Below are 23,701 nucleotides of genomic sequence, written 5' to 3'. Positions count from 1 at the left end.
GCCTCTTGGAGCTTTGTGCTTATTCGCGGGAGGTCGCATGAACATCTCTGCTGCGGCGCGGTTGAGTGGGCTGACCACCAAGGCCCTGCGCTACTACGAATCCAGCGGCCTGGTGGTTCCCGGGCGCTGCGCCAATGGTTACCGTGACTACAACGACGCGGACCTTGAGGCGCTGCATTTCATCCGGCGCGCCCGCAATGCCGGTTTCTCGGTTGACGAGGTGAGCGGCCTGCTGGCATTGCATCGCAACCCGCGGCGACGCAGTCGCGAGGCCAGGGCCATGGTCGAGGGCAAACTGGCGCAGCTGGATGAGCAGATCGACCAGTTGCGGGAAATGCGGACAACCCTACAGGGCCTGGCGCAGGACTGTCCGGGGGATGATTCCCCTGAGTGCTCGATTCTGGCCGGACTGGCGGCCCCGGTTGCGCGCTGAGGCGGGCCGGGGCGCACTGGCAAGGGCAGGGCGCGCTGCGGTAGAATGCGCGCCGCTTTCAACTGGCTCGGAATTCTGGAATCCATGGAAATCAATCCCCTGCTGAACAAATTGAATGACCTCGAAGAGCGCACTGGCGTTCTTAGGGGGTATCTTTGACTACGCCAACAAGAAAGAACGCCTGACCGAGGTCGAGCTGGAGCTGGCGGAGCCCAGCGTCTGGGACCAGCCCGAGCGTGCCCAGGAACTGGGTCGCGAGCGCTCCTCCCTGGAAACCGTTGTTTCCACCATCGAGAATCTCGACAGTGGCATTACCGACTGCCGAGAGCTGCTGGAGATGGCAGCGGAAGAGGGTGACGAGGACTCCGTTGCCGAGGTCGCGGAGGAAATCGACAGCCTGCAGGAGCAGCTGGGTATCCTCGAGTTCCGCCGCATGTTCTCCGGCGAGACTGACGCCAACAACGCCTACCTGGATATCCAGGCGGGTTCCGGGGGCACCGAGGCCCAGGACTGGGCCGAGATGCTGCTGCGCATGTACCTGCGCTGGGGCGAGGCCCACGGCTTCAAGACTACGCTGGAAGAGGCTTCCGCCGGCGAAGTGGCCGGCATCAAGAGTGCCACCATCCATTTCCAGGGCGACCATGCCTTCGGCTGGCTGCGCACGGAAACCGGCGTCCACCGGCTGGTGCGGAAGTCGCCGTTCGATTCCGGCAACCGCCGCCACACTTCTTTCACCTCGGTATTCGTGTCGCCGGAGATCGACGACAACATCGAGATCGAGGTGGACAAGTCGCAGGTGCGCGAGGATACCTACCGTGCCTCGGGCGCCGGTGGCCAGCACGTAAACAAGACCGATTCAGCTGTGCGCCTGACCCATGTACCGTCCGGTATCGTGGTCGCCTGCCAGAGCGAGCGCTCCCAGCACCAGAACCGCGATAAGGCCTGGAAAATGCTGCGCGCCAAGCTCTACGAGCAGGAGATGCAGAAGCGCAACGCCGAAAAGCAGGCGATGGAAGAGAGTAAGGCGGACATCGGCTGGGGCAGCCAGATCCGTTCCTATGTGCTCGATGACCAGCGCATCAAGGACCTGCGCACCGGTGTGCAGACCAGCAACTGCCAGTCGGTGCTCGACGGTGACCTCGACCAGTTCATCGAGGCGAGCCTCAAGGCCGGCCTGTAATCCTTCTGGATCCGCTCCTACAGGACAAGAGACAAACCCTTTAAAAGCCACGATTGACGAATCGCCATGACAGATACCCAGCAAGACGAGAACAAATTGATTGCCGAACGCCGCGCCAAGCTGTCTGCGCTGCGTGAGAAGGGCAATCCCTTCCCCAATGCCTTCCGCCGGGAAAACCTGGCCGTGGACCTGCAGGCCGAGTTTGGCGATAAATCCAAGGAGGAGTTGGCGGAACTGGGCAAGACCGCGTGTGTGGCGGGCCGTATCCTGGCCAAGCGCGGCCCGTTTATGGTGATCCAGGACGTTTCCGGCCGTATCCAGCTGTACGCCGACAAGACTGCTCAGAAGGATATCAAGGAGCGTTACGGTGCCTGGGATATCGGCGATATCGTCGGCGTGCGCGGCACCCTGCAAAAATCCGGCAAGGGCGATCTCTACGTCACCTGTGAGGAATACCAGCTGCTCACCAAGGCCCTGCGGCCGCTGCCGGAGAAATTCCACGGCATTGCCGACCAGGAGATGCGTTATCGCCAGCGCTACGTTGACCTGATTGCGACGCCGGAATCCCGCGAGGTTTTCCGCATCCGTTCACAGGTGATCGACTATATCCGCCGCTTCCTCAACGGTAACCACTTCATGGAAGTGGAGACCCCGATGCTGCAGGTGATCCCGGGTGGTGCCACCGCGCGGCCGTTTATCACCCACCATAACGCGCTGGATATCGATATGTACCTGCGGGTGGCGCCGGAGTTGTACCTGAAACGCCTGGTTGTTGGCGGCTTCGAGCGGGTCTACGAGATCAACCGCAATTTCCGTAACGAGGGGCTGTCCACGCGGCACAATCCCGAGTTCACCATGCTGGAATTCTACCAGGCGTACGCCGACTATAACGACCTGATGGACCTGACCGAGGGGATGCTTCGTGGCATCTGTGAGGATGTACTGGGGTCCACCACGGTCGAGTACCAGGGCAACAGCTACGATTTCTCGAAACCGTTCGCGCGCCTGTCGGTGTTCGATTCCATCCTGCGCTATAACCCGGGCCTCAACCCGTCGGATATCGACAACCTGGAGGGGGCACGCAAGGTGGCGGACCACCTGGGTATCCCGCTGAAAGACAGCTGGGGCCTGGGCAAGGTACAGATCGAGATCTTCGAGAAGACCGTCGAGCATCGCCTGGACCAGCCGACGTTCATCACCGAGTACCCGACCGAAGTGTCGCCGCTGGCGCGTCGCAATGACGAGAACCCGTTAGTTACCGAGCGCTTCGAGTTCTTTGTCGGCGGCCGCGAGATCGCCAATGGTTTCTCGGAGCTCAACGATGCCGAGGATCAGGCCGAGCGCTTCAAGGCGCAGGTGGCAGAGAAGGACGCCGGCGACGACGAGGCCATGCACTACGATGCTGACTATATTCGTGCACTGGAATACGGCCTGCCGCCGACCGCCGGTGAGGGTATCGGCATCGACCGCCTGGTGATGCTGCTGACCGACTCCCCGTCGATCCGCGACGTGCTGCTGTTCCCGCACATGCGCCCCGAAACCAGCGCGGAGTAAGGACTCCGGTCGCTGTCCGCCTGCAGTGGGCGAGACTGTGACCATGAACCCGCAACTGGCAGGTTGTCGTCTGCCGAAGAAAGTTATTCAGACGTGGCGGCGACAGGCCTGTTCGGGGCAGGGGCCCCGGACAGTATGATTTCCACACCCAGCGGACCGCTGGGGACGGGAATACTGGTTTTATGCCCGCGGCGCAGTACTTCCATATTGATGGTTTTTCCCGGTGCTACGCTGCGAATCCCTGCGGATAGCTCGCGCGCGTCCGTTATCGGCTTGCCGTTGTAAGAGAGGATTTTGTCACCGCGCTGCAGGCCCGCGCCGGCCGCACTGGAGCCCTCGGTGACGGCGATGATCTCGAACTGCCGCTTATTCCCTGTCGCCTCCAGGTAGCGTTCCATTTCATCCGGGGCAAGCACACCTTCCAGCATTCTGTAGGCCGGCGTGTAGCTATCCAGCCTGGCTTGTAGTGCGTGGGCACCAGGGGATGACTCGTCACCCTGGTGATGCAGCTCGTGCAAGATTTTCCTGCGCTCGTAGTTGAAGCGTTTTTCCAGTGCAATGATTTCGGCTACACGATCCGGCGCAAAGCCGGCCTCCTCCAGCAGTTGGGAGCGAGGCTTCCATTGGCCGTCTTGCGGCGAAGGCATTTCCGGGGCCCTTCTGTTGGCAATCCCTGTGCTCCCGGTCTCCTCCCCTGTGTCGTGAATCGACTGGATCAGTTCAACCAGGCGATACTGGAACTGCCGTGCCTCGCTGATAGCTACTTCCAGCCTTGCCACACGGCCGCGCAATTCAGTGTGGTCAGGGGTATCGGGATGGAAAAGGGAGGGGCGGGGGGGATCCTCCCGGGTTGAAGCAACGGTGATCGCCAGGTAGCCGGCAAACGTTGCCAGCGCTACCGTGGAACCGACAAGCAATGCATGGAGGCGTCTGTTGAGAGGCATAGATGTTCCAGGAGCTTGGTGACTTGGGAGTAGCATGCACCGTGCAGCTGGTGGGAATGCCCCGCACGTTGGATTGTGCGGCGTTGCGCCGGTTCACCCCGGGCAAGGCCCTGGACGCCAATATTGCCGCCCACCGCTGGCCGGCGCGCTTTTCGTGGCCATTGGAATCATTACCCGGAACATGGTGTCGCAGGAAAATTAGCCCCGAATGCCCAACGGCCCACTGGGCAGGTAAATGGTCTCTCGGCTGTCACTGTCCCGGCGCTGGATTTCCACCGCCACGTTTTCACCGGGGGCCACCTTGTAAACCTGCGAGCGCAGGTCCCCCATGTGGAAAATTCGCTCGCCGTTATAGCTGATGATCCTGTCGCCGGGGCGCAGGCCGGCATTGGCGGCGGGTGTACCTCTCAGTACGTCATTGACCTCCATGTTCTGGCTGCCACTGGTGGCCTCAAGGTAGCGCTCGAACTCCTGTGGTGAAAGCTCGTGTTCCAGCATCTTGCGCGGGTGGCTGTAGGATTCGAGTTTCTCCCTGAGGGCGGTGGCTTCCGGGGACGATTTGTCCCGTGCATGCCGGTACGCGTAGGAAATCTTCATGTGTTCGTACTGGAAGCGTTCCTGCCGCTCGAGAATATGGGCCGCCCGTGCGGGATTGATGCCTGCTTCGACCAGTTGTTGCAGCTGCATATCATGAAAGTCCTGGCTGTGTGCACGACGCCTGCCGTGCCGCTGCCCATCCCCCTCGCTAATCGCTGCCCGGCGGGTGTGGGGCTCGTCGTCGACTTCACCCTCCAGCTGCTGGCGCAGCTCCTCTACCAGGTCCAGCATTTGCGACTGGATTTCGTTGGAGCGGGCGAGGGATTCCTCCAGCCTGGCCACGCGGGACTCCAGGTCGCCGTCGCCTGCGAACATCTGCGCCAGGCGGCCGGTCCGGCTGGTGGCCTCGTCACCGGGAATGCCGGCGGCAATTGCCAGGTAAGCGCAGGGAATGGCCAGGAGGAGGGCGACAAGGGCGAGATTCAGTCTGCGGCTTGAAAATATCATGGTCGTTACCGGGAGGTGGCCCGGGAGCTAGCGTCGGTACTCAGTCCAGGATCACCAGGTGATTGGGAAGCTCATTTTTCATCGTTGTGGCCGGCGCCACTTCCCGCAGGAGTTCGCCGCACCGCTCAATACAGTGTACAAACGCTTCGCCGGTTTTGCCTTTCTTGATCTCGTGGATGAACTCCTCGACGATCTCGCGCCAGCTCTCATCGGTAATCTGTTCCGCCAGGCCCCGGTCGGCGAGAATCTCCACGTAATGTTCGGCCTCGGCGACAAAGATCAGCAGGCCCAGGCGCCCGTGAGTGCTGTGCAGTTCCTGCTGCAGGAACTGGCGCCGGGCCAGGTTGGCGGCACGCCAGAATTTCACCTTGCGCGGGATCAGTCGCATGGTCAGTGGGCGCCAGCGAAACAACACGCCCAGCGCGATAAACAGTATCCACTGCAGGGTGAATGCTTCCTGGTATTCCAGCCACCAGGGCAGGAACTGCATCAGCGGTGCCAACAGCAGGGCCAGGAACGCCGCCCAGAGGGTGGAGATATAGACGTAATTGTCGGCTTCACGAGTCAGCACCGTGACGACTTCGGCATCGGTTCGTGACTCCACTTCCTTGATCGTATCTGCCACCTTGCGCCGGTATTCGCTGTTGAGCATTACCATCCCCCCGAGGCGCCCCCGCCGCCAAAGCTGCCACCGCCACCACCAAAACCTCCGCCAAGGCCACCACCGCCGAAGCCGCCGCCAAAGCCCCCGCCGCCGTAGTAGCCTCCATAGCGCCCGCGGCGGTAGCGGCCGCTGTTCAGGGGTGCTCCGAACACGGCTCCACCAAACAGCTGTAGCATTACCAGTAGAAGGAAAAAGCCAACCAGCAGCGCCAGCCGTCGATCACCGCCGGTTTCCGTGGGTTCGGCGACATACTCGTTGCGGATTGCGGCGATCATTGACTCGACACCGGCGATCACACCGCCGTCAAAGTCACCGGAGCGAAATTGCGGCAGTATCTTGGTGTGGATGATGTTGGACGACAGGGCATCGGTGAGTGCGCCTTCCAGGCCGTAGCCCACCTCGATGCGCACCTGGCGCTCCTGTGGCGCTACAATCAGCAGAGCTCCATTGTCCTTGTCCTTTTGCCCCAGTTTCCACTCGCGGCCCAGCTGGTAACCGTACTCCTCGATGGTCAGCCCCTGCAGGTCCGGGACGGTAACCACCGCCAGCTGGTTACTGGTCTCCTTCTCATGCTGTTGCATCAGCTCCGTAAGGCGGTACTCGGTCTCCTGGCGCAGCAGGTTGGCCCGGTCCACCACCCGCCCGGACAGCAGCGGGAACTCCGGCTGGGCCGACGCGCCAGCGGCGGTGAGGCAGGCCAGCAGTACTACGAGCAGCAGGTGCAGGGAATGCGGGCGCATCAGGAGCCTTCGGCCTCGGTCACTGGAAATCGACTTCCGGCGCTTTCTCGGCATCTTCCGAGGTGGCCTCAAAGGTTTCGCGGACAGGCAGGTCGCTATAGAGAATGCTGTGCCAGATGCGGCCGGGGAATGTGCGGATTTCCCGGTTGTAGCGCTCCACCGCGGAGATATAATCCCGCCGGGCGACGCTGATGCGGTTTTCCGTGCCCTCCAGCTGCGACTGCAGCGTGAGGAAATTCTGGTTGGACTTCAGGTCAGGGTAGCGTTCCACCACCACCATCAGGCGCGACAGGGCACCGCTCAGTTGTGCCTGTGCCGCCTCGAACTGCTGGAGTTTGGCGGGGTCATTGATCAGGTTTTCATCCACCTGCATGGAGTTGACCCGGGCACGGGCCTCCGTGACGGCCTCCAGCGTCTCCCGCTCCTGGTCAGCATAGGCCTTCACGGTCTTGACCAGGTTCGGGATCAGGTCGGCGCGTCGCTGGTACTGGTTCTGCACCTGGGCCCAGGCCGCTTTGACCTGTTCATCGTAGGTGGGGATATTGTTGATGCCGCAACCGCTTGTCATTACCGCGAGGAGCGCAACAAACATCGCCCGCCAGAGGCGCCACCAGCGCCAACTGCTGGCGCTGGCCTGGCAACGGGGGCCGGGAATTGCAGGGTTCATGCCGATCATCCATGTTCATGTTTATGCCCAGAGCCCGACAATAATAGCTTTTCGTGACACAGTCACTGTACCGGACAGGGGTAGGGGATAGGAATGGCGCTCAAAGCAACGATTTTCAAAGTCCGCCTCCAGGTTGCGGACCTGGACCGGCATCATTACGCGGACTATCCGCTGACCATTGCCCGCCATCCGTCGGAAACCGACGAGCGCATGATGGTGCGGTTGCTGGCATTTGCGCACAATGCCGGCGAAACCCTGGAGTTCACCCGCGGCCTCTCCAGTGATGAGGAGGCCGACCTGTGGCAGCTCGGCCTCAGCGGTGAGATCGAGCGCTGGATCGAGGTGGGGCTGCCTGCAGAAGAGCGGCTGCGCAAGGCCTGCAACCGGGCCGGCGAGGTATTGGTGTACAGTTATGGGCGGCGTACCGCCGCTGTCTGGTGGCAGAAGCAGGCATCGGTGCTGGCGCGCTTCCAGAACCTGAAGGTCTATCAACTGGGGCCGGACCAGACCGAATCACTGGCGTCGCAGGCGCGGCGCAATATGGAACTGAACGTCACCATACAGGACGGCCACCTCTGGGTTTCCACCGGGGAGACGAGCCTGGAGGTGATCCCGGAACAACTGCAATAATTTTTGGAGTAAATATGCCTTCTTTCGATATCGTTTCCGAAGTGGACAAGCACCAGCTGACCAATGCCGTCGACCAGGTAAACCGCACCGTGGGTAACCGCTTTGACTTCAAGGGTGTGGATGCCGAAGTGGAAATGAACGGCTACGAGCTGACGGTGCGTGCCGAGGCGGATATCCAGGTCACGCAGATGGTGGATATGCTCCGCAGTGCCCTGATCAAGTGTGATATCGACCCTCTCGCCATGGACGTGGGGGAGCCGGAACAGTCCGGTAAGGCGGTGAAGGTCAAGATCACACTGAAAAATGGCCTGGACAAAGAGCTGGCCAAGAAAATCGTCAAGCTGATCAAGGATGAGAAACTCAAGGTGCAGGCCTCCATCCAGGGCGACCAGGTGCGGGTCACCGGCAAGAAGCGCGATGATTTGCAGCATTGTATTGCCACCCTGCGGGAGAAAGAGCTGGAACAGCCCTTGCAGTTCAATAATTTCCGCGATTGATAACACGGTGCCTGTATCGCACCGGTATGAAGGGGCAAGATGCTGAAATTATTTTCTGGCCTGCTGCTGTCAGGTTTGCTTGGGCAGGCTGCCATGGCGCAGCCCGTGATGCCGGCAGAGTTGCAGGGCAGCTGGTGGCTGGATGGCAGTGCTGGCCTGGATATCTCCGGCCTCAGTTTCTGCGACGGGGAACTGCTGGCCGTGTCGGACAAGGATTCTGGCAGTATCTACAGAATCCATACCGACAATGCGGGCAACCAGCGCGGCGGTCGCGGGGATAGGGAGAAAGGTGAGACTGCCCGCGGCTTATCGGCATCGGGCTCTGGCTGGGACTCGGGAGTGGTAGCGGTGGCAGCCCTGGAGATCCACCGACCCATTGCCGGCCTGGAGATCCCGGACGGGGACTGGGAGGGCTGGAAGACAGCGCTGCTGAACCTGGTCCAGCCGGGAGTCGCCGCGGATTTCGAGGGCATCAGCTGCAGCGGCGGGGATATCTACCTGGTCAGTGAACGTCATCACCGGGTGGCACAGTTATCCCGTACCGGCGAGGTGCACTGGCTGCCGTACCTGTGGGCTGAGGGGGCCCGTGAGCGAGGCTTGATGCTGCAGTTCAACGGGGCCAGCGAGGGCCTGGTGCGCGATGGCAGCGTGACCTGGGTCGCCCTTGAGCGCGACAGTCGTGGGCTGGTGCGCTTGTCCGCCGAAGGGGTGGAGTATTTCCGGCTTCCTCCCGTTGCCGGCCTGGACTTTCGTGGCCGCTCCGAGGACCTTACCGGCCTCGCCATTTATGAGGGGGCACTCTATACCCTGGAGCGCAACGCTTTTGCCGTTTGCCGTCGATCACTGCCGGGGCTTCGCGCACAGTGGTGTATCGATTACCGTGCGGTTGAGGAGGGCCCCGGTTACAAGTACCAGGAAACCTATTACGGCAAGGCCGAGGGGCTGGCTGTGAACGACGACGGGATTTTCGTGGTGCTTGACAACAATAATGTCGGTCGCGCTGTTGCCCCGGATGACCGTCGCGGCCTGCTGTTGCACTTTGCCCACCCCTCACTGGGGGACACGGCGGAAGCAGCAGCGAAATGAGCCGGCGTATCCCGCTGCAGGACCTTTTGAGTGAAGTGCGCGCCTGCCGGCTGTGCGAGGAGGACTTGCCCCTCGGCCCGAATCCTGTCCTGCGCGCGTCGGAAACCGCGCGACTGCTGATCATCGGCCAGGCCCCGGGTACCAGGGTTCATGAGACCGGAATTCCCTGGAATGACCCCTCCGGGGACCGGCTGCGCGAATGGCTGGCAATCGATCGCGATACCTTTTACGACGAATCCCGCATCGCCATTATTCCCATGGGGTTCTGCTATCCGGGGCGCGGCAAGGGTGGTGACCTGCCGCCCAGGCGCGAGTGCGCGGCCACCTGGCATGCGCAACTGCTCGAACGGCTACCGGACCTGCGGTTGACTCTGCTGGTGGGGCAGTACGCCCAGCGCTACTACCTGCCCCACTGGTATGGCAGCATTACCGAGAATGTGCGTCATTATGCCGATGCGCTCCCGGCCGGCTACTTCCCGCTGCCGCACCCGAGCCCGCGCAATACCCTCTGGCTGCGCCAGCGCCCCTGGTTTGAGGCAGAGGTGGTGCCGGAATTACGCCGCCAGGTAAAAAAGGTATTACCGTAGGAGCGGCCACTCGCCGCGACCAGAGCCTCCCGCCCGCTCACAAGTGGCCGGTTGACGCTGCAAATCAGAAAGACTGAACAGATTTCAGGAAACAGCATGACATCCCCGGAAAAAATCAAGATTGAACCCAGCTGGCACCGGGTGCTCGAGGGCGAGTTCCGCAAGCCGTATATGGGCCAGCTACGGGAATTCCTGCGCGCGGAGAAAAATGCCGGTAAGCCGATCTACCCGCCCGGTGGCCAGATTTTCAATGCTTTCAACTCGACCCCGTTCGACCAGGTCAAGGTTGTGATCCTGGGGCAGGATCCATATCACGGTGCGGGCCAGGCCCACGGCCTGTGTTTCTCGGTAATGCCGGGCGTGCGCATCCCCCCGTCGCTACAGAATATCTACAAGGAACTGGAGTCCGACCTGGGTATACCGCGGGCACACCATGGCTGCCTGCAGCCATGGGCAGAGCAGGGCGTATTGTTGCTGAATGCCACCCTGACGGTGGAGGACAGCAAGGCCGGTGCCCACCAGGGCCGTGGCTGGGAGCAGTTTACCGACGCGGCGATCCACGCCCTGGCAGAGCAGCGCGAGGGGCTGGTGTTTATCCTGTGGGGCAGTTACGCGCAGAAAAAGGGCGCATTTATTGATCGCAATAAGCACCTGGTGCTGCGCGCACCGCACCCTTCCCCGCTTTCCGCTCATCGTGGTTTTTTCGGCACCCGGCCTTTCTCGCAGGCCAACGCCTGGCTCGAGCAGCACGGCCAGCAGCCGATTGACTGGCAGCTGCCTCCAGCTGCGGAGTTAGAGCGAGTTGCGGTGGAAATCTGACGGTGTGGAACTGCTCAGGCCAGCGGATCCGCATCGGCGTCATAGGGCAGTTCCTGCAGTTGCAGCGGGCGACCATCGGCAAGAAGGAGGGGAGCTTCCTCTGCAACCTTGCCGATCGTGAGTACCGCCAGCAGCTCGATCCCCTCGTTACTGCGGCAGGCCTCGACAATATTGCCAATGGACTTACCGTCGTCCGTGACGATATCACTGCCCGGGGCGGGCAGCTCGCCGGACTCGCAGCGTGCCCGGTACATGCGGCGCTTGGCGGCGCCCAGGTACTGCATGCGGGCCACCACTTCCTGGCCGGTGTAACAGCCTTTCTTGAAGCTCACGCCGCCCAGCAGGTGCAGGTTCAGCATCTGCGGGATAAACATTTCACTGGTGGCGGCGTGCAGTTGTGGAATTCCTGCCTCTACCTGTTCAGCCACCCAGTGACAATAGCCCGCTGCCTCGGCTGCCGTGGTCAGCTTGTCCCAGAGCGTCCCGGCAGGTTCATTTGGCACCTCCAGGGCCAGCTGGCGTTCATTCAGGGCACAGGCGAGGATGGTGGTGTCCTCCAGTTCAAAGCGCGCGGCTTCACCGGGGGAGAGCTGCGGAATCTGCAGTAGCTGGGCAGCCTGCTTGAGTACGCCCTTGCCCTGCAGGCCCAGCCAGCGCCGGGATTCAGCGACGTCGGCCAGTTCCGTCTTGAAAAAGACCGCGTATTTGGCCATTGCGTCCCGTGCTGCCGTGGCGAGGCCGCGGGGCAGCAGCAGGGTGAAGTCTTCCTGTGAGTGCTTGATGGCGCGGAAGGCGCTGATCATGCGCCCCTTGGGGTTGCAGTGGGCGCCCAGGGTGCTGTGGCTGTCGGGCAGGTTGACCAGGTCGCAGGTGAGCTGGCCCTGCAGGAATTTCTGGCTGTCCGGGCCGGTGACGGTGACCGAGCCCAGGGGACTCAGGTCCATCAGGTGCAGGTCCGCCGGGGTGTCGGGGAAGTGCGCCTGGTCGCCCTCCCACACGGCGCCGCGTGCGCTGAGGTATTCCTGCCACTGTGCCTGGTCCATGGTGAGTCCCTGTGCTGCTCGGTTGGTGGTGCCCAACTATGTGGGGCTGGCTGGCACGATTTCAACTGCCGGCAGGGCGACGCCGGTCGGCGGGACTACTGTTCCGCCGCCTGCTGCAGGTATACTGCCGCAAATTCTCTGGTTGGAATGAAGTATGGATCGCAACCGCCTGTTTTGGGCCAGCCGCCGCGGCATGCTGGAGCTGGACCTGGTACTGCTGCCGTTTCTGGAAAATGTTTACGACACCCTCGATGAGGCTGACAAGCAGCGCTACGTGAAACTGCTGGAGAGCGAGGATCAGGACCTGTTTGCCTGGTTCCTGCGCCGGGAGGATCCCCAGGATCCGGAACTCCTGCGCATCGTGCAGATTATCCGTGACAATACCGGACTCCAGGAGTAGCCCGCACTCTCCCGTTCCCGAGCGCCACGCGCGGCTGTCCTGTGCTGTGGCGCCTTCACGCCTTCTCACCCTGGTCCTGGCGGCGGCGCTGCTGCAGGGTTCGCTGATACTATTGTTGAGCCCACTACCGTGGTATTTCGTGACGCCCCTGGCACTGCTGGCCGCTGCCTATGCGGCCCGGGAATGGCACCGCCTGGTGTCACTGCGCGGTGTCATCAGTACCCGTGAGCGCCGGTGGTTCTGGCGCCCCATGGGCGATGAGGCGCGCGAAATCTTGCTGTGCGGTGAGCAGGTACTGTGGCCCTGGCTAGTGGTGGTGAACGGTCGCGATGCCCGCGGCCGTCACCTGCGACTGGTACTGGCCCGCGACAGCATGGCCGCGGATGACTGGCGGCGGCTGCGATCTGCGCTGCAGTATTCTTCCTGAATCCTCCCCTATACGAACTGCCGCTGGTCGGCGAAGTTCTCCGGGACAAGGATGGTGTCCATGGCCAGTTCCCGTAACTTGGGGTAGTCCACAGAATAATGCAGGCCACGGCTCTCGCGCCGGTCCAGCGCGGAGCGGATAATGAGTTCGGCCACCACCGCCAGGTTGCGCAGTTCGATCAGGTCGCTGGTTACGCGGTAGTTGGCGTAAAACTCGCGGATTTCCTGCTGTAACAGCCTGACCCGGTGCTCCGCCCGCAGCAGGCGCTTGCGGGTGCGCACAATGCCCACGTAGTCCCACATGAAACGGCGCAATTCGTCCCAGTTGTGCGAGATCACCACGTCCTCGTCCGAGTCTGTTACCCGCGAGGCATCCCAGGGCGCGGCCTCCCGGGGTGGTGTGACACTGTCCAGGTTAGCGTCTATGTGCAGCGCCGCCGCGCGGCCATACACCAGGCACTCCAGCAGCGAATTACTCGCCAGCCGGTTGGCGCCGTGCAGGCCGGTGAAAGTGGTCTCGCCGATAGCGTACAGCTGGTCCAGGTCGGTGCGGCCGTGCTCGTCCACGATGACGCCGCCACAGGTATAGTGGGCAGCGGGCACCACGGGGATCGGCTCCCTGGTGATATCAATGCCGTACTTCAGGCAGTTGCTGTAGACCGTGGGGAAATGGCTGCGCACGAACTCCGCGTCCTTATGGGAGATATCCAGGTAGAGGCAGTCGGCACCCAGGCGCTTCATCTCGTGGTCGATGGCGCGGGCGACGATGTCCCGCGGTGCCAGTTCACCCCGCTGGTCGAAGCGGTGCATGAAACGCTGGCCATCGGGTAGTTTCAGTTGGGCGCCCTCGCCGCGAAGGGCCTCGGTCACCAGTTCGGCCTTGGCCCTGGGGTGGTACAGGCAGGTGGGGTGGAACTGGTTGAATTCCATATTGGCGACGCGACAACCGGCGCGCCAGGCCATGGCGATGCCGTCACCACTGGCACCGTCCGGGTTGCTGGTATAGAGATAGGCCTTGCTGGCGCCGCCGGTGGCCAGCACCACGGCACGGGCCTGGAACAGTTCCACCTCACCGGTCTCGCGATCGAGTACGTAGGCTCCGGCACAGCGGAAACGTCCCTTGGCAGCGTCGGGCTGGCGGATCAGGTCCACAGCCACGTGTTGCTCGAAGCAGTCGATGTTGCTGGCGGCGCGCACCCGCTCGATCAGGGTGCTGTGCACGGCCCGGCCGGTGGCGTCGGCGCTGTGGATGATGCGCCGGTGGCTGTGACCACCCTCTTTGGTGAGGTGGTAATCCTGGTCCTCGCGGGTGAAGTCGACCCCCTGGTCGATCAGCCACTGGATCGCAGCGGCACCGTTTTCCACGGTGGTGCGTACCGCGTCCGGGTGGCAGAGGCCGGCTCCCGCATCTAAGGTATCAGCGATGTGCGACTCCACCGAGTCGGCACTGTCGAGCACCGCGGCGATGCCGCCCTGCGCGAACCAGGTGGAGCCATCCCGCAGGCGCTGCTTGGACAGCAGGGCTACCCGGTAGCGGCCCGCCAGGTGCAGCGCGAGGGTCAGGCCGGCAGCGCCACTACCGATGACCAGAACGTCGTATTTTGCCTGTGCACTCATAATTTTCATTGTCCTGTGGGGTCGCGTAGTATAGCGCCAACTTTCAATTCGTCGATTTGGCCCGGAACTTATGTCCTACCGCCAGTGTCTTGAACATCACAGAATAAATGCCTGCGTTGGCAACTCCAGACCTTCCTGGGGAGCCGCACGCGGTGTGGCTGTATTTGGGAGTAGGGGATGACAGCGCAACAGGCGTCACCAAGTGACCGCCAGCTGGTGGAGCGGGTGCAGAAGGGCGATAAGCGCGCCTTCGACCTGCTGGTGTTGAAATACCAGCACAAGATCGTTGCCGTGGTGAGCCGGTTCATCAAGGATCACAGCGAAGTTCAGGACGTGGTGCAGGAGGCGTTTATCAAGGCTTACCGCGCCCTGGCAAACTTCCGTGGCGAGAGCGCCTTCTACACCTGGATGTACCGTATCGCGATCAATACGGCCAAGAATCACCTGGTGTCGCGCGGCCGCCGGCCGCCGTCCTCGGATGTGGACCTGGAAGATGCCGAGTTCTACTCCGGTGCCGACCTGCTGCGCGATAACGAGACGCCCGAGAACCAGCTTTTCCGCGACCAGCTGGAGCAGGCCGTGCACCAGGCTATCCAGGCGCTGCCGGAAGACCTGCGCTCGGCGGTGACGCTGCGCGAGATGGAGGGCCTCAGTTACGAGGAAATCGCCGAGGTCATGGCTTGTCCGGTAGGGACCGTGCGCTCGCGGATCTTCCGCGCCCGGGAGGCGATAGACCGGACAGTCAAGGCGGTGATGGCCGGTGAGCCGGAGCCCATGGGAGACCGTGGCTAGGGGCGGACAGGCGCGGGACAACAGAGAAATTTTGCTGCAGCGGTGAAACAATTTCCCGCCCGGCATGTCTGAGAGAGTAACCGGCAAGTGGTATCTGCTGGATCGAGCAATTTTGCTGTGGCGCAGGGCTCTGCGCCGGTTCATCAATTGTTTTAGAGAGGGGTTGCCCGTATGTCACACGGGAGTCATCAGGATCGGCTGAATGAATCGCTGTCTGCGCTGATGGATGGCGAGGCTACGGAGCTGGAACTGCAGCGCCTGTTGAAGCACGGTAGCGCCGAGGGTGACCTGGCCGAGCGCTGGTCGCGGTACCAGCTGGCGGCCAGTGTCATGCGCCGTGAGCAGGTGGCGCCGGCAATGCCCGGTCTGGCGGCCGGGATTGCGGCTGCTATCGAGGCCGAGGCGCCTCTGGATGTGCACTCGGGCGACAGTGGCTCCGCCGCAAACGATGGCGGCCGTTCCCCCTGGATGCGAACCCTGTCCCGCGGCGCTGTTGCCGCGACCTTCGCTTTCGCGGCCATTCTCGGGGTGCAGCAGTTGTCCCAGCCACAGCCTGGAACGGCTGGAAGCGAAGTCGGCGCCCCGCAATTGGCCGCCGAGGCGCCGCAGCCGGTCCAGCAGTCTGCACCACAGCCCAGCGGCTTCTATGTGCCCGCGCCCACCACACGGTCTGTCAGCACCGGGGCTCCGCGGCTGGTGCCTGAGCGACAGCCGGGTGTGCCGGTACAGACGGTGATCCAGCAGGCGCCGCCGGCCGAACTGATCCGTCACCTGAATCGGGTGATGATCCAGCATTCACAGCAGGCAGGGCATGTGAGCACCCAGGGTATGGTACCGTTTGCCCGGGCGACCTATGGGGAGCAGGACGGACAGTGACCGGATCGCGATCATTCCCGCAAGACAAAGCCAACAGCATGCTGTTGGCTTTGCTGTTGATGGCACCGGGGGTTTTGGCTCAGCAGGAGCCTGCGCCCACGGGCCCGGTGACAGACCCCCCCGCCGCAGCGGAGCCGCAGTTGGCGGTGCCGGGCGCCGGCCAGGAGCCGCGCGCGCAAACCGACAGTGTGGAGTACTGGCTGGGTAAGCTGTCCGCCGCCGTCGGTAACCTCGAGTACAGCGGGCTGGTGACTTTTGAGCACCAGGGGATGCTGGAAACCCTGCAGGTATTCCACGCCGTCCGTGACGGTGAGCAGGTGGAGCGCGTTCGCTATCTCAGCGGAGAGCCTCGCGAACTGATCAGTCATGGGACCGGGTCTGCCTGCAACCGGGTGGTGAGCCCGTTGGGGCGTACCAACCAGTGGAGCTCCATCGATGGGCAGGGTTCCGGCAGTTATCACTTTATCCTCCGTGGCGGTGAGCGCATTGCCGATCGCGATACGGTTGTGATCGAAGCGCGACCGCGGGACCAGCATCGCCTGGGGGTTTTCCTCAACCTTGACCGGGAGACTGGCCTGCCGCTCAAGTCGATACTGGTGGGAGCCCAGGGCAAGGTACTGGAGCGTTACCAGTTCGTGCAGCTGGACCTGTCCCCGATCAGCGATGCAGACCTGCAACCGGGGTCGGCGGACGCGCGGCGGATCGATAACCGTCACGCCTGTGAGTCTGCACAGACCCGCTGGCAGCTGGGGTGGTTGCCTGATGGCTACCAGCGGGTGGCGGTCCGTACCCTGGCAGATGGCGACATGCTGGTTTTCAGTGATGGCCTGAGTGTCTTCACCGTGTTCGTGCAGCGCCTCGGCCCGGAGCTTGAGTACAAAGGGCGGGCTATTCGCGGCGCCACGGTGGCGTATATGGATCGTGTCCAGGTTGAAGGAACCAATTACACGGTGACCGTAGTCGGTGAAATTCCCGACGCCACGGCCCAGCGGCTGGCCGGCTCGGTCGCCATGGAACCGGGCTCCTGACAATGCACGAGGAACACGGGCGCGTGGTGGCCATCGAGTCCGGCGCCATCTGGGTGGAGACCATCCAGCGCAGTGCCTGCGGTGGGTGTGCCGCCAGGTCCGGCTGCGGTACCGGCGCGCTGGGCGACTACCTGTCCAGGTCCACCCGTATCCGGGTGGCGCTCAACAGCTGGGATGATGAGCGTATCTCGCTCAATGACACCGCCATTATCGGTATTCCCGAGCGGGCACTGAGCGTCGGTGCCCTGATTGTCTACCTGGTGCCACTGGTCAGTCTTGTACTGGCGGCGATGGTGGGCGAGTCGCTGGCGGGAGAAATTGGTGCCATCGCCGGTGCCGTGGCGGGCCTTATGGCCGGTGCCGTTGTGGTGCGCTGGTACAGCCGCCGTAACGCCGCCAATCCTTTCTACGCGCCGGTCTTGTTACGCATCGAGCCCTCCGCTCCGGCCCGGCCCTGATCCCCCCCCCCGCCCTGTCCCCGAACTAAACTCTTAGCTGTCCGAGGTTTCGGGGAAGTCCCTATGCGTGCCCGTTGCTATGCAGAGCGCTGGCCCCTGCGCACATCTTTTGTGATCTCCCGCGGTACGCGTACCGAAGCGGAGGTGGTGGTGGTAGAGGTATCGGCTGATGGGCTCGCCGGGGTTGGTGAGTGCACGCCCTATCCCCGTTACGGGGAGAGCGTCGAGTCGGTGCTCGAGCAGTTGCGGTCAGTACTGCCGGCGGTGGAAAACGGGCTGGACCGTATTGCCCTGCAGTCCCGGATGCCCGCCGGCGCCGCCCGCAACGCGCTGGATTGCGCCCTGATGGATCTCGAGCGACGCCGCGACCGGTCCGGCCGGCCGGGGCCGGAGTCGCTGGCGACGGTGCAGACGCTGGTCATCGATTCCCCCGAGGCCATGGCCGCTGCCGCGGCAGAGAATGCGGCCCGGGGGGTGGAAACCCTCAAGCTGAAACTGGATGACAGCGGTGTTGGGGCCCGGGTGAGGGCAGTGCGGGCGGCGGCACCGGATACCCGGCTGGTGATTGATGCCAATGAGTCATGGCAGCGCGAGACCCTGGCTGGACGCTGCAAAATGCTCGCCGGCCTGGGAGTGACCATGCTGGAGCAGCCGCTTCCGGCCGATGATGACGGTTTCCTCGCCTCCTTCCCGCACCCGCTGCCGATATGCGCCGATGAGAGCTGCCATACGCGGGAGGACCTGCCACGGCTGCGGGGGCTCTACGACATGGTCAATATCAAGCTGGACAAGACCGGCGGCATTACCGAGGCCCTGGCGCTGGCGAACGAGGCCCGGGAGCAGGGGTTCGAACTGATGCTCGGCTGCATGTTGTGCACCTCCAGGGCGATCCGCGCTGCCTGGGCACTGGGAGAGCAGGTGCGTTTGCGGGACCTGGATGGGCCCACCTGGCTGGCGCAGGACGTGCAGCCGCCACTGCGCTTCGAAGCCGGGCGGGTCTTCTGGTAGCTCGGGACTCAGCGGGTAATCAGATCGATCAGGGCCTGAAGATAGTCCTCGCTGGCCGCATCGGCAGAGACTGGCGGGAGCTCGACGGTGATGCAGGGCAGGTCCCGCTCCGCGCACCAGGTGCCGAATGACCCGGGGGTCAGGTAGCCCACATCATTCACCAGTGGCAGGTGCAGGGCGCTGGCCAGCCACTGTCCCAGCGGGCTCGAGGCCGGGTCTTCGACACAGGCCAGGGGTTCGTGAATGGTCACTATCCAGGCCGGCTGCAGCTGCTCGATCAGCTCGCACAGCGCGCGGGTCTCCGGCTCTGAACCACCACTGCTGCCGGTGCTGAGGATGACATCGCGCTCCTCTGCTGCACTGTTCCAGCGGTAGACGGTATCCTCTGCCTGCCAGTTGCTGGTGGCGAAGTTGCGGTTCAGGTCCACCCCCCGGGCATTGCAGCGCTGGCCGAGCTGGCAGCCATCGGGGTTCACGGCGAGCAATACGTGATGGCGGAGGGCCTCTGCGGGGACGGCCCGCAGGGCGCAGGACAGGGCCACGACTGCCGCCACCTCGTCTCCGTGGGTGCCCGCCATCACAATACCGGGCCGGTTGTCCCCGCCGTTGGCCTGGGCCGGGAAGTACAGCAGGGGGCTGCCCAGGTGCGACTTGCCGTAGGTCTGGTAGGGGTGGTCGAACTTGCCGCGCTCGGTGCGGGGACGTAAATTGATCATTCTTTACACTGATTTACAGTCGGCGCCAGAACTTTCGCCGTTCGGTTGCCACTAACACTGTAAGTCAGACCTGTTGAATACCGCCCCCTGTGACCCTATCTAGGGGCTTGGGCGGTACCCGGGACGGACACACAGTCATTGTTTTCATACATATTAGAAGGGATAACTAGGGGTAACAAACCGATGGTTAGACGCTGTACGCAGTTCCTTTTGATTCTCAGTCTGATGATTTCGACAGCGGCCTGCGCGCGCGGCCTGCCGGATCTGACCGACCTGATCGAGAAAAACTCCCCGGCGGTGGTGAAAATCAACACTATGGAACGGACCCGGGCCGCCAGTCGCGCGGTCCCGCCGCAGTACCGGCAGGACATCCCGGATATCTTCCGCCACCTGCTGGAGCCGCGCCGCCGGGAGCAGCGCCCGGTTGCGAGCATGGGCTCCGGCTTCATCATCTCCGAGGACGGCTATGTGGTCACCAATAACCACGTGGTCGACGGGGCCGACCAGGTACTGGTGACCCTCACGGACCGCCGCGAGTTCGAGGCCCAGGTGATCGGCACCGACCCGAGTTCGGACCTGGCGCTGCTGAAAGTGGACGCCAGCGACCTGCCGGCAATCAGCTGGGGTGAGTCTGAAGAGCTGGAAGTGGGTGAGTGGGTGGTTGCCATCGGCTCGCCGTTCGGCCTCGACTACTCGGCCAGCGCCGGTATCGTCAGCGCCATGGGTCGCAGTATTCCGAACGAGAGCCGCGAGAACTACGTGCCCTTTATCCAGACCGATGTGGCTATCAACCCGGGTAACTCCGGTGGCCCGCTGTTCAACCTGAAGGGTGAAGTGGTGGGTATCAACTCGCAGATCTATACCCGCAGTGGTGGCTCGATTGGCCTGTCGTTTGCGATTCCGGCCGACCTGGCCCGCGATGTGGTGGCGCAACTGAAGGAGAAGGGTCGCGTGGACCGCGGCTGGCTGGGTGTGGGTATCCAGGACGTGGACCGCAACATGGCCCAGGCCATGGGCCTGCGACGCCCCAGTGGCGCCCTGGTGGCACAGGTGGAAGCCGGCGCGCCGGCCGCCGAGGCCGGCATCATGGCGGGTGACATCATTACCCACTTCGATGGCGAGCGCATCGATGTGTCCGGTGACCTGCCGCACGTGGTTGGACAGACGCGACCGGGTTCTGAAGTCCAGGTTGAGCTGATGCGCAAGGGCAAGGTCAAGCGCCTGGACGTGGTGGTCGGTGCCCTCGAGGGGGACGATGACCAGCGCCAGCAGGCCTCGGTCAGCCCCAGTACCGATGCCGGTGGCCGCCTGGGCCTGATGGTGGATGAGATTCCAGATGCGCTGAAACAGCGCCTGGGGGTTGAATCCGGGGTGCTGGTGAAAGAAGTCGTGCCGGGCAAGGCCGGTGCCAAGGCGGGCCTGCGCAGCGGTGATATCATCGCCCAGCTGGGCTTCGATGAAGTCAATGATCTCGATGACTACCGTCGGGTGGTCAAGGGGCTGCCGGGCGGCGAACTGCTGCCGATCCGCTTCTTCCGCGGCGGCCAGCCGACGTTCCGCACCATCCAGATCGAGGAAAACTGATCCTCAGGGATCCCCGGGGCCGGTATCCCGCCGGTCCCGGCACCCTCCGGTGTGAATAGCACTGCCCAGTGGCCACTGCCATCTGGTAGACTTGCGCCATCTCTCTGGCGGGGTCGCCAGTTAACATTCTGATTTTCAAAGGGTTTCTAATCCGCAGTGGCAACAGATCTCTCCCATATCCGCAATTTCTCCATCATTGCGCACATCGACCATGGCAAATCCACCCTGGCAGACCGCTTTATCCAGGTCTGTGGGGGGCTTAGTGACCGGGAGATGGCGCAACAGGTGCTCGACAGCATGGACCTGGAGCGGGAGCGCGGTATCACCATCAAGGCCCAGAGCGTGACCCTCGATTACACGGCGCGCGACGGCAAGACCTACCAGCTCAACTTCATCGATACGCCCGGCCACGTGGACTTCTCCTATGAGGTATCCCGGTCGCTGGCTGCCTGTGAGGGCGCGCTGCTGGTAGTGGATGCGGCCCAGGGGGTAGAGGCCCAGTCGGTGGCCAACTGCTACACCGCTATCGAGCAGGGGCTGGAAGTGATTCCGGTACTGAACAAGATGGACCTGCCCCAGGCGGATCCGGACAAGGTGGCGGAAGAAATCGAGGATATCATCGGCATCGATGCCACCGATGCCACCCGCTGCAGTGCCAAGTCCGGCCTGGGCGTGGAAGATGTGCTGGAGGATCTGGTGCGGCTGGTCCCGCCACCGGAAGGCAACGTGGACGGCCCCCTCCAGGCACTGATCATCGACTCCTGGTTCGATGCCTATCTGGGGGTGGTCTCCCTGGTGCGGGTGGTGCAGGGGACGCTGAAAACCAAGGAGAAGATCGTCACCAAGTCCATCGGCCGCGCTCACGTGGTCGACAGCGTGGGCATCTTTACCCCCAAGCGCAAGGAGACCGGTGTGTTGCGTGCCGGGGAAGTGGGCTTCGTGGTTGCCGGTATCAAGGATATCCACGGCGCGCCCGTGGGCGATACCCTTACCCACGCCAAGGAAGCCGATGGGGTGGATATGCTGCCCGGCTTCCAGAAAGTGAAGCCGCAGGTCTACGCCGGCCTGTTCCCCGTCAGCTCCGATGACTATGAAGCTTTCCGCGATGCTCTGGACAAGCTGTCGCTGAACGATGCCTCCCTGTTCTACGAGCCGGAGACCTCGGATGCCCTCGGCTTCGGTTTCCGTTGCGGTTTCCTCGGCATGCTGCATATGGAGATCATCCAGGAGCGCCTCGAGCGCGAGTACGACCTGGATCTGATCACCACCGCGCCCACGGTGGTCTATGAGGTGGAGTTGACCGACGGTGAGGTAATCACCGTGGATAACCCGTCGCGGCTGCCGGAAGTGGGCAACATCGAAGAAATGCGCGAGCCTATCGTCGAGGCCAATATCCTGGTGCCGCAGGAGCACCTGGGCAACGTCATCACCCTGTGCGTCGAGAAGCGCGGTATCCAGAAGGATATGCAGTATGTCGGCAGCCAGGTTTCCCTGCGCTACGAATTGCCGATGAGCGAAGTGGTGATGGATTTCTTCGACCGGCTGAAATCGGTGAGCCGGGGGTTTGCCTCCCTGGATTACAGTTTTGTGCGTTTTGACCCGGCAAAACTGGTGCGGCTGGATATCCTGATCAACGGCGACCGGGTCGATGCCCTGGCGCTGATTGTGCACCGGGATACCGCGCAGCAGAAAGGGCGCGCGATGGCAGAAAAAATGAAAGAGTTGATCCCGCGACAGATGTTCGACGTGGCGATCCAGGCCGCGATCGGCGGCCAGATTGTTGCCCGGACCACGGTCAAGGCACTGCGCAAGAATGTTACCGCCAAGTGTTACGGCGGCGACGTGTCGCGCAAGAAGAAGCTGCTGGAGAAACAGAAGGCGGGTAAACGCCGGATGAAACAGCTCGGGCGTGTTGAGGTGCCGCAGGAGGCTTTCCTGGCGGTGTTGAAAGTGGATCAGTGAGTGGCCGTGGTTTAGGCGGGACCTGCCCGGCATGGCCACACGGACTATTGATCGCGTTGGTATAGATTTCTGAGAACAATATGGATATCAATTTTCCCCTGATCCTGTTGTGGCTGGTGGTGGGCAGTGGCCTGATCTGGCTGGTGGACAGCCTGTTTTTCGCCCGTCGCCGGCGTGAGCTGGCGGCGGCCGGTGTCGATTCCACACCGGCGGAGCCTGGCGGGCAGATGTCTGGTGGCCCGGTGCGTGAGCCGGTGCTGGTGGAATATGCCAAGTCATTCTTCCCGGTGCTGGCCCTGGTGTTTGTACTGCGCTCGTTTATCGTCGAGCCCTTCCAGATACCCTCCGCCTCGATGGTTCCCACCCTGCAGGTGGGGGATTTCATCCTGGTGAACAAATACGCCTACGGACTGCGCCTGCCGGTTTCCCGGACCAAGGTGGTGGATATCGGTGAGCCACAGCGCGGCGATGTGATGGTGTTCTTCCCGCCACACATGAATGAGACCTACTTTATCAAGCGTGTAATCGGCCTGCCGGGGGACCGGATCCAGCTCAAGAACAATGTGCTGTATATCAATGGTGAGCGGGCGCCGCAGGAGCTTATCCAGGCGATACCGCCGGCCAACCCGCAGATGGAGGTGCTGTGGGAGGAAATCTATGGCCGCCGCCACCTCATGGCCAAAAGCGTTTCTCCCAGCCGCTTTGCGAATATCCCCGAAGTTGTGGTACCGGAAGGACACTATTTCATGATGGGGGATAACCGCGATAATAGCCTGGACAGCCGCGAGTGGGGTTTCGTGCCCGAGCGGGATATTGTCGGCAAGGCGTTTGCCATCTGGATGCACTGGGACAGCCTGCTGAGCATACCCAGCTTCAAGCGGGTGGGCACCATCGATTGACAGCCATCGATTTGCTTTGAGCATCGAAAATAAAAACAGAGGATAGC

26 protein-coding genes are annotated in these 23,701 nt (G+C 62.7%); 18 read left to right on the top strand and 8 right to left on the bottom strand.

Annotated elements, in window-relative coordinates; genetic code table 11:
- Window positions 1-37 precede the first annotated feature (37 nt).
- From LVD11_RS10560 to lysS, 3 genes are all read left to right on the top strand, one after another.
- On the top strand, window positions 38-433 hold the full coding sequence (locus LVD11_RS10560) for a MerR family DNA-binding protein (protein ID WP_237058786.1): 396 nt from the start codon (window positions 38-40) through the stop codon (window positions 431-433).
- Between the two features lie 84 nt (window positions 434-517).
- Window positions 518-1,613, top strand: a protein-coding gene (prfB, locus tag LVD11_RS10555; RefSeq protein ID WP_237058785.1) for a peptide chain release factor 2 whose coding sequence is annotated in 2 segments (ribosomal slippage) — window positions 518-589 and window positions 591-1,613 — 1,095 coding nt in all. Because the reading frame shifts where the segments join, the coding sequence is not laid out codon by codon here.
- Between the two features lie 66 nt (window positions 1,614-1,679).
- Window positions 1,680-3,167, top strand: coding sequence for a lysine--tRNA ligase (gene lysS / locus LVD11_RS10550; RefSeq protein WP_237058783.1), 1,488 nt, complete (start codon window positions 1,680-1,682; stop codon window positions 3,165-3,167).
- An 83-nt stretch (window positions 3,168-3,250) separates the two neighbouring features.
- On the opposite strand, the gene LVD11_RS10545 is transcribed toward lysS, so the two are convergent.
- The 5 genes from LVD11_RS10545 to LVD11_RS10525 all read right to left on the bottom strand — a co-directional run bounded on the left by LVD11_RS10545 (window position 3,251) and on the right by LVD11_RS10525 (window position 7,226).
- Window positions 3,251-4,111: a PDZ domain-containing protein gene (locus LVD11_RS10545; protein WP_237058781.1), complete on the bottom strand. Its 861-nt coding sequence runs from the start codon at window positions 4,109-4,111 to the stop codon at window positions 3,251-3,253.
- Window positions 4,112-4,309: 198 nt separating this feature from the next.
- Window positions 4,310-5,155 (bottom strand): PDZ domain-containing protein, encoded by an 846-nt coding sequence (locus tag LVD11_RS10540; protein WP_237058779.1) that lies wholly within the window; start codon window positions 5,153-5,155, stop codon window positions 4,310-4,312.
- 40 nt (window positions 5,156-5,195) lie between these two features.
- Window positions 5,196-5,807: a TPM domain-containing protein gene (locus tag LVD11_RS10535; RefSeq protein WP_237058773.1), complete on the bottom strand. Its 612-nt coding sequence runs from the start codon at window positions 5,805-5,807 to the stop codon at window positions 5,196-5,198.
- On the bottom strand, window positions 5,807-6,559 hold the full coding sequence (locus LVD11_RS10530) for a TPM domain-containing protein (RefSeq protein ID WP_237058772.1): 753 nt from the start codon (window positions 6,557-6,559) through the stop codon (window positions 5,807-5,809). Before LVD11_RS10530 ends, LVD11_RS10535 begins: the two co-directional genes overlap by 1 nt.
- Window positions 6,560-6,578: 19 nt before the next feature.
- Window positions 6,579-7,226: a LemA family protein gene (locus tag LVD11_RS10525; RefSeq protein ID WP_237058771.1), complete on the bottom strand. Its 648-nt coding sequence runs from the start codon at window positions 7,224-7,226 to the stop codon at window positions 6,579-6,581.
- Window positions 7,227-7,319: 93 nt separating this feature from the next.
- On the opposite strand from LVD11_RS10525, the gene LVD11_RS10520 reads away from it, so the two are divergent.
- The 5 genes from LVD11_RS10520 to ung all read left to right on the top strand — a co-directional run bounded on the left by LVD11_RS10520 (window position 7,320) and on the right by ung (window position 10,845).
- A complete protein-coding gene (locus LVD11_RS10520) occupies window positions 7,320-7,856 on the top strand; it encodes a YaeQ family protein (protein ID WP_237058770.1) in 537 nt (178 codons plus the stop codon).
- A 14-nt stretch (window positions 7,857-7,870) separates the two neighbouring features.
- Window positions 7,871-8,353, top strand: a complete 483-nt coding sequence (locus LVD11_RS10515) for a YajQ family cyclic di-GMP-binding protein (protein WP_237058769.1) — start codon at window positions 7,871-7,873, stop codon at window positions 8,351-8,353.
- Window positions 8,354-8,392: 39 nt separating this feature from the next.
- Window positions 8,393-9,439, top strand: coding sequence for an esterase-like activity of phytase family protein (locus LVD11_RS10510; RefSeq protein ID WP_237058767.1), 1,047 nt, complete (start codon window positions 8,393-8,395; stop codon window positions 9,437-9,439).
- Window positions 9,436-10,026 carry a uracil-DNA glycosylase family protein gene (locus LVD11_RS10505; RefSeq protein ID WP_237058765.1) on the top strand — a complete coding sequence of 197 codons (591 nt, stop codon included), beginning with the start codon at window positions 9,436-9,438 and terminating at the stop codon, window positions 10,024-10,026. The genes LVD11_RS10510 and LVD11_RS10505 overlap by 4 nt, the downstream gene beginning before the upstream one ends.
- A 96-nt stretch (window positions 10,027-10,122) precedes the next feature.
- Window positions 10,123-10,845: a uracil-DNA glycosylase gene (gene ung / locus LVD11_RS10500; protein WP_237058764.1), complete on the top strand. Its 723-nt coding sequence runs from the start codon at window positions 10,123-10,125 to the stop codon at window positions 10,843-10,845.
- Between the two features lie 14 nt (window positions 10,846-10,859).
- Here the strand turns inward: ung and ygfZ are convergent, their stop codons facing one another.
- Window positions 10,860-11,888, bottom strand: a complete 1,029-nt coding sequence (gene ygfZ, locus LVD11_RS10495; protein WP_237058763.1) for a CAF17-like 4Fe-4S cluster assembly/insertion protein YgfZ — start codon at window positions 11,886-11,888, stop codon at window positions 10,860-10,862.
- Window positions 11,889-12,042: 154 nt separating this feature from the next.
- Here ygfZ and LVD11_RS10490 point away from each other — a divergent pair, with 154 nt between their 5' ends.
- The gene (locus tag LVD11_RS10490) at window positions 12,043-12,288 is read left to right on the top strand and encodes an FAD assembly factor SdhE (RefSeq protein ID WP_237058762.1); all 246 of its coding nucleotides are present in this window, start codon (window positions 12,043-12,045) and stop codon (window positions 12,286-12,288) included.
- Window positions 12,263-12,715, top strand: coding sequence for a protein YgfX (locus LVD11_RS10485; protein WP_369413313.1), 453 nt, complete (start codon window positions 12,263-12,265; stop codon window positions 12,713-12,715). The genes LVD11_RS10490 and LVD11_RS10485 overlap by 26 nt, the downstream gene beginning before the upstream one ends.
- An 8-nt stretch (window positions 12,716-12,723) precedes the next feature.
- Here the strand turns inward: LVD11_RS10485 and nadB are convergent, their stop codons facing one another.
- Complete coding sequence (gene nadB, locus LVD11_RS10480) at window positions 12,724-14,340, bottom strand: L-aspartate oxidase (protein ID WP_439651285.1); 1,617 nt, start codon at window positions 14,338-14,340, stop codon at window positions 12,724-12,726.
- A gap of 168 nt (window positions 14,341-14,508) precedes the next feature.
- Between nadB and rpoE the strand changes: the two genes are divergently transcribed.
- The 5 genes from rpoE to ycjG all read left to right on the top strand — a co-directional run bounded on the left by rpoE (window position 14,509) and on the right by ycjG (window position 18,493).
- Entirely contained in the window at window positions 14,509-15,123 is a 615-nt protein-coding gene (gene rpoE, locus LVD11_RS10475; RefSeq protein ID WP_237058759.1) for an RNA polymerase sigma factor RpoE, read from the top strand.
- A gap of 171 nt (window positions 15,124-15,294) precedes the next feature.
- Window positions 15,295-15,999 (top strand): sigma-E factor negative regulatory protein, encoded by a 705-nt coding sequence (locus tag LVD11_RS10470; protein ID WP_237058758.1) that lies wholly within the window; start codon window positions 15,295-15,297, stop codon window positions 15,997-15,999.
- Window positions 15,996-17,027, top strand: a complete 1,032-nt coding sequence (locus LVD11_RS10465) for a MucB/RseB C-terminal domain-containing protein (protein WP_237058756.1) — start codon at window positions 15,996-15,998, stop codon at window positions 17,025-17,027. The genes LVD11_RS10470 and LVD11_RS10465 overlap by 4 nt, the downstream gene beginning before the upstream one ends.
- 2 nt (window positions 17,028-17,029) lie before the next feature.
- Window positions 17,030-17,485 carry a SoxR reducing system RseC family protein gene (locus tag LVD11_RS10460; protein WP_237058754.1) on the top strand — a complete coding sequence of 152 codons (456 nt, stop codon included), beginning with the start codon at window positions 17,030-17,032 and terminating at the stop codon, window positions 17,483-17,485.
- A 63-nt stretch (window positions 17,486-17,548) separates the two neighbouring features.
- Complete coding sequence (ycjG, locus tag LVD11_RS10455; RefSeq protein WP_237058752.1) at window positions 17,549-18,493, top strand: L-Ala-D/L-Glu epimerase; 945 nt, start codon at window positions 17,549-17,551, stop codon at window positions 18,491-18,493.
- A gap of 8 nt (window positions 18,494-18,501) precedes the next feature.
- On the opposite strand, the gene mpaA is transcribed toward ycjG, so the two are convergent.
- Window positions 18,502-19,209 carry a murein tripeptide amidase MpaA gene (mpaA, locus tag LVD11_RS10450; RefSeq protein ID WP_237058750.1) on the bottom strand — a complete coding sequence of 236 codons (708 nt, stop codon included), beginning with the start codon at window positions 19,207-19,209 and terminating at the stop codon, window positions 18,502-18,504.
- Window positions 19,210-19,392: 183 nt separating this feature from the next.
- Here mpaA and LVD11_RS10445 point away from each other — a divergent pair, with 183 nt between their 5' ends.
- From LVD11_RS10445 to lepB, 3 genes are all read left to right on the top strand, one after another.
- On the top strand, window positions 19,393-20,793 hold the full coding sequence (locus tag LVD11_RS10445) for a Do family serine endopeptidase (RefSeq protein ID WP_237058748.1): 1,401 nt from the start codon (window positions 19,393-19,395) through the stop codon (window positions 20,791-20,793).
- 156 nt (window positions 20,794-20,949) lie between these two features.
- On the top strand, window positions 20,950-22,755 hold the full coding sequence (gene lepA, locus LVD11_RS10440) for a translation elongation factor 4 (RefSeq protein WP_237058746.1): 1,806 nt from the start codon (window positions 20,950-20,952) through the stop codon (window positions 22,753-22,755).
- Between the two features lie 80 nt (window positions 22,756-22,835).
- Entirely contained in the window at window positions 22,836-23,654 is an 819-nt protein-coding gene (lepB, locus tag LVD11_RS10435) for a signal peptidase I (RefSeq protein ID WP_237058744.1), read from the top strand.
- Window positions 23,655-23,701 lie beyond the last annotated feature (47 nt).

This window comes from Microbulbifer sediminum, from assembly GCF_021729035.1.
GTDB classification, from domain to species: Bacteria; Pseudomonadota; Gammaproteobacteria; order Pseudomonadales; family Cellvibrionaceae; genus Microbulbifer; species Microbulbifer sediminum.
Note: the sequence above shows the minus strand (reverse complement) of the source record. Positions and strands in the feature narration are given on the sequence as shown.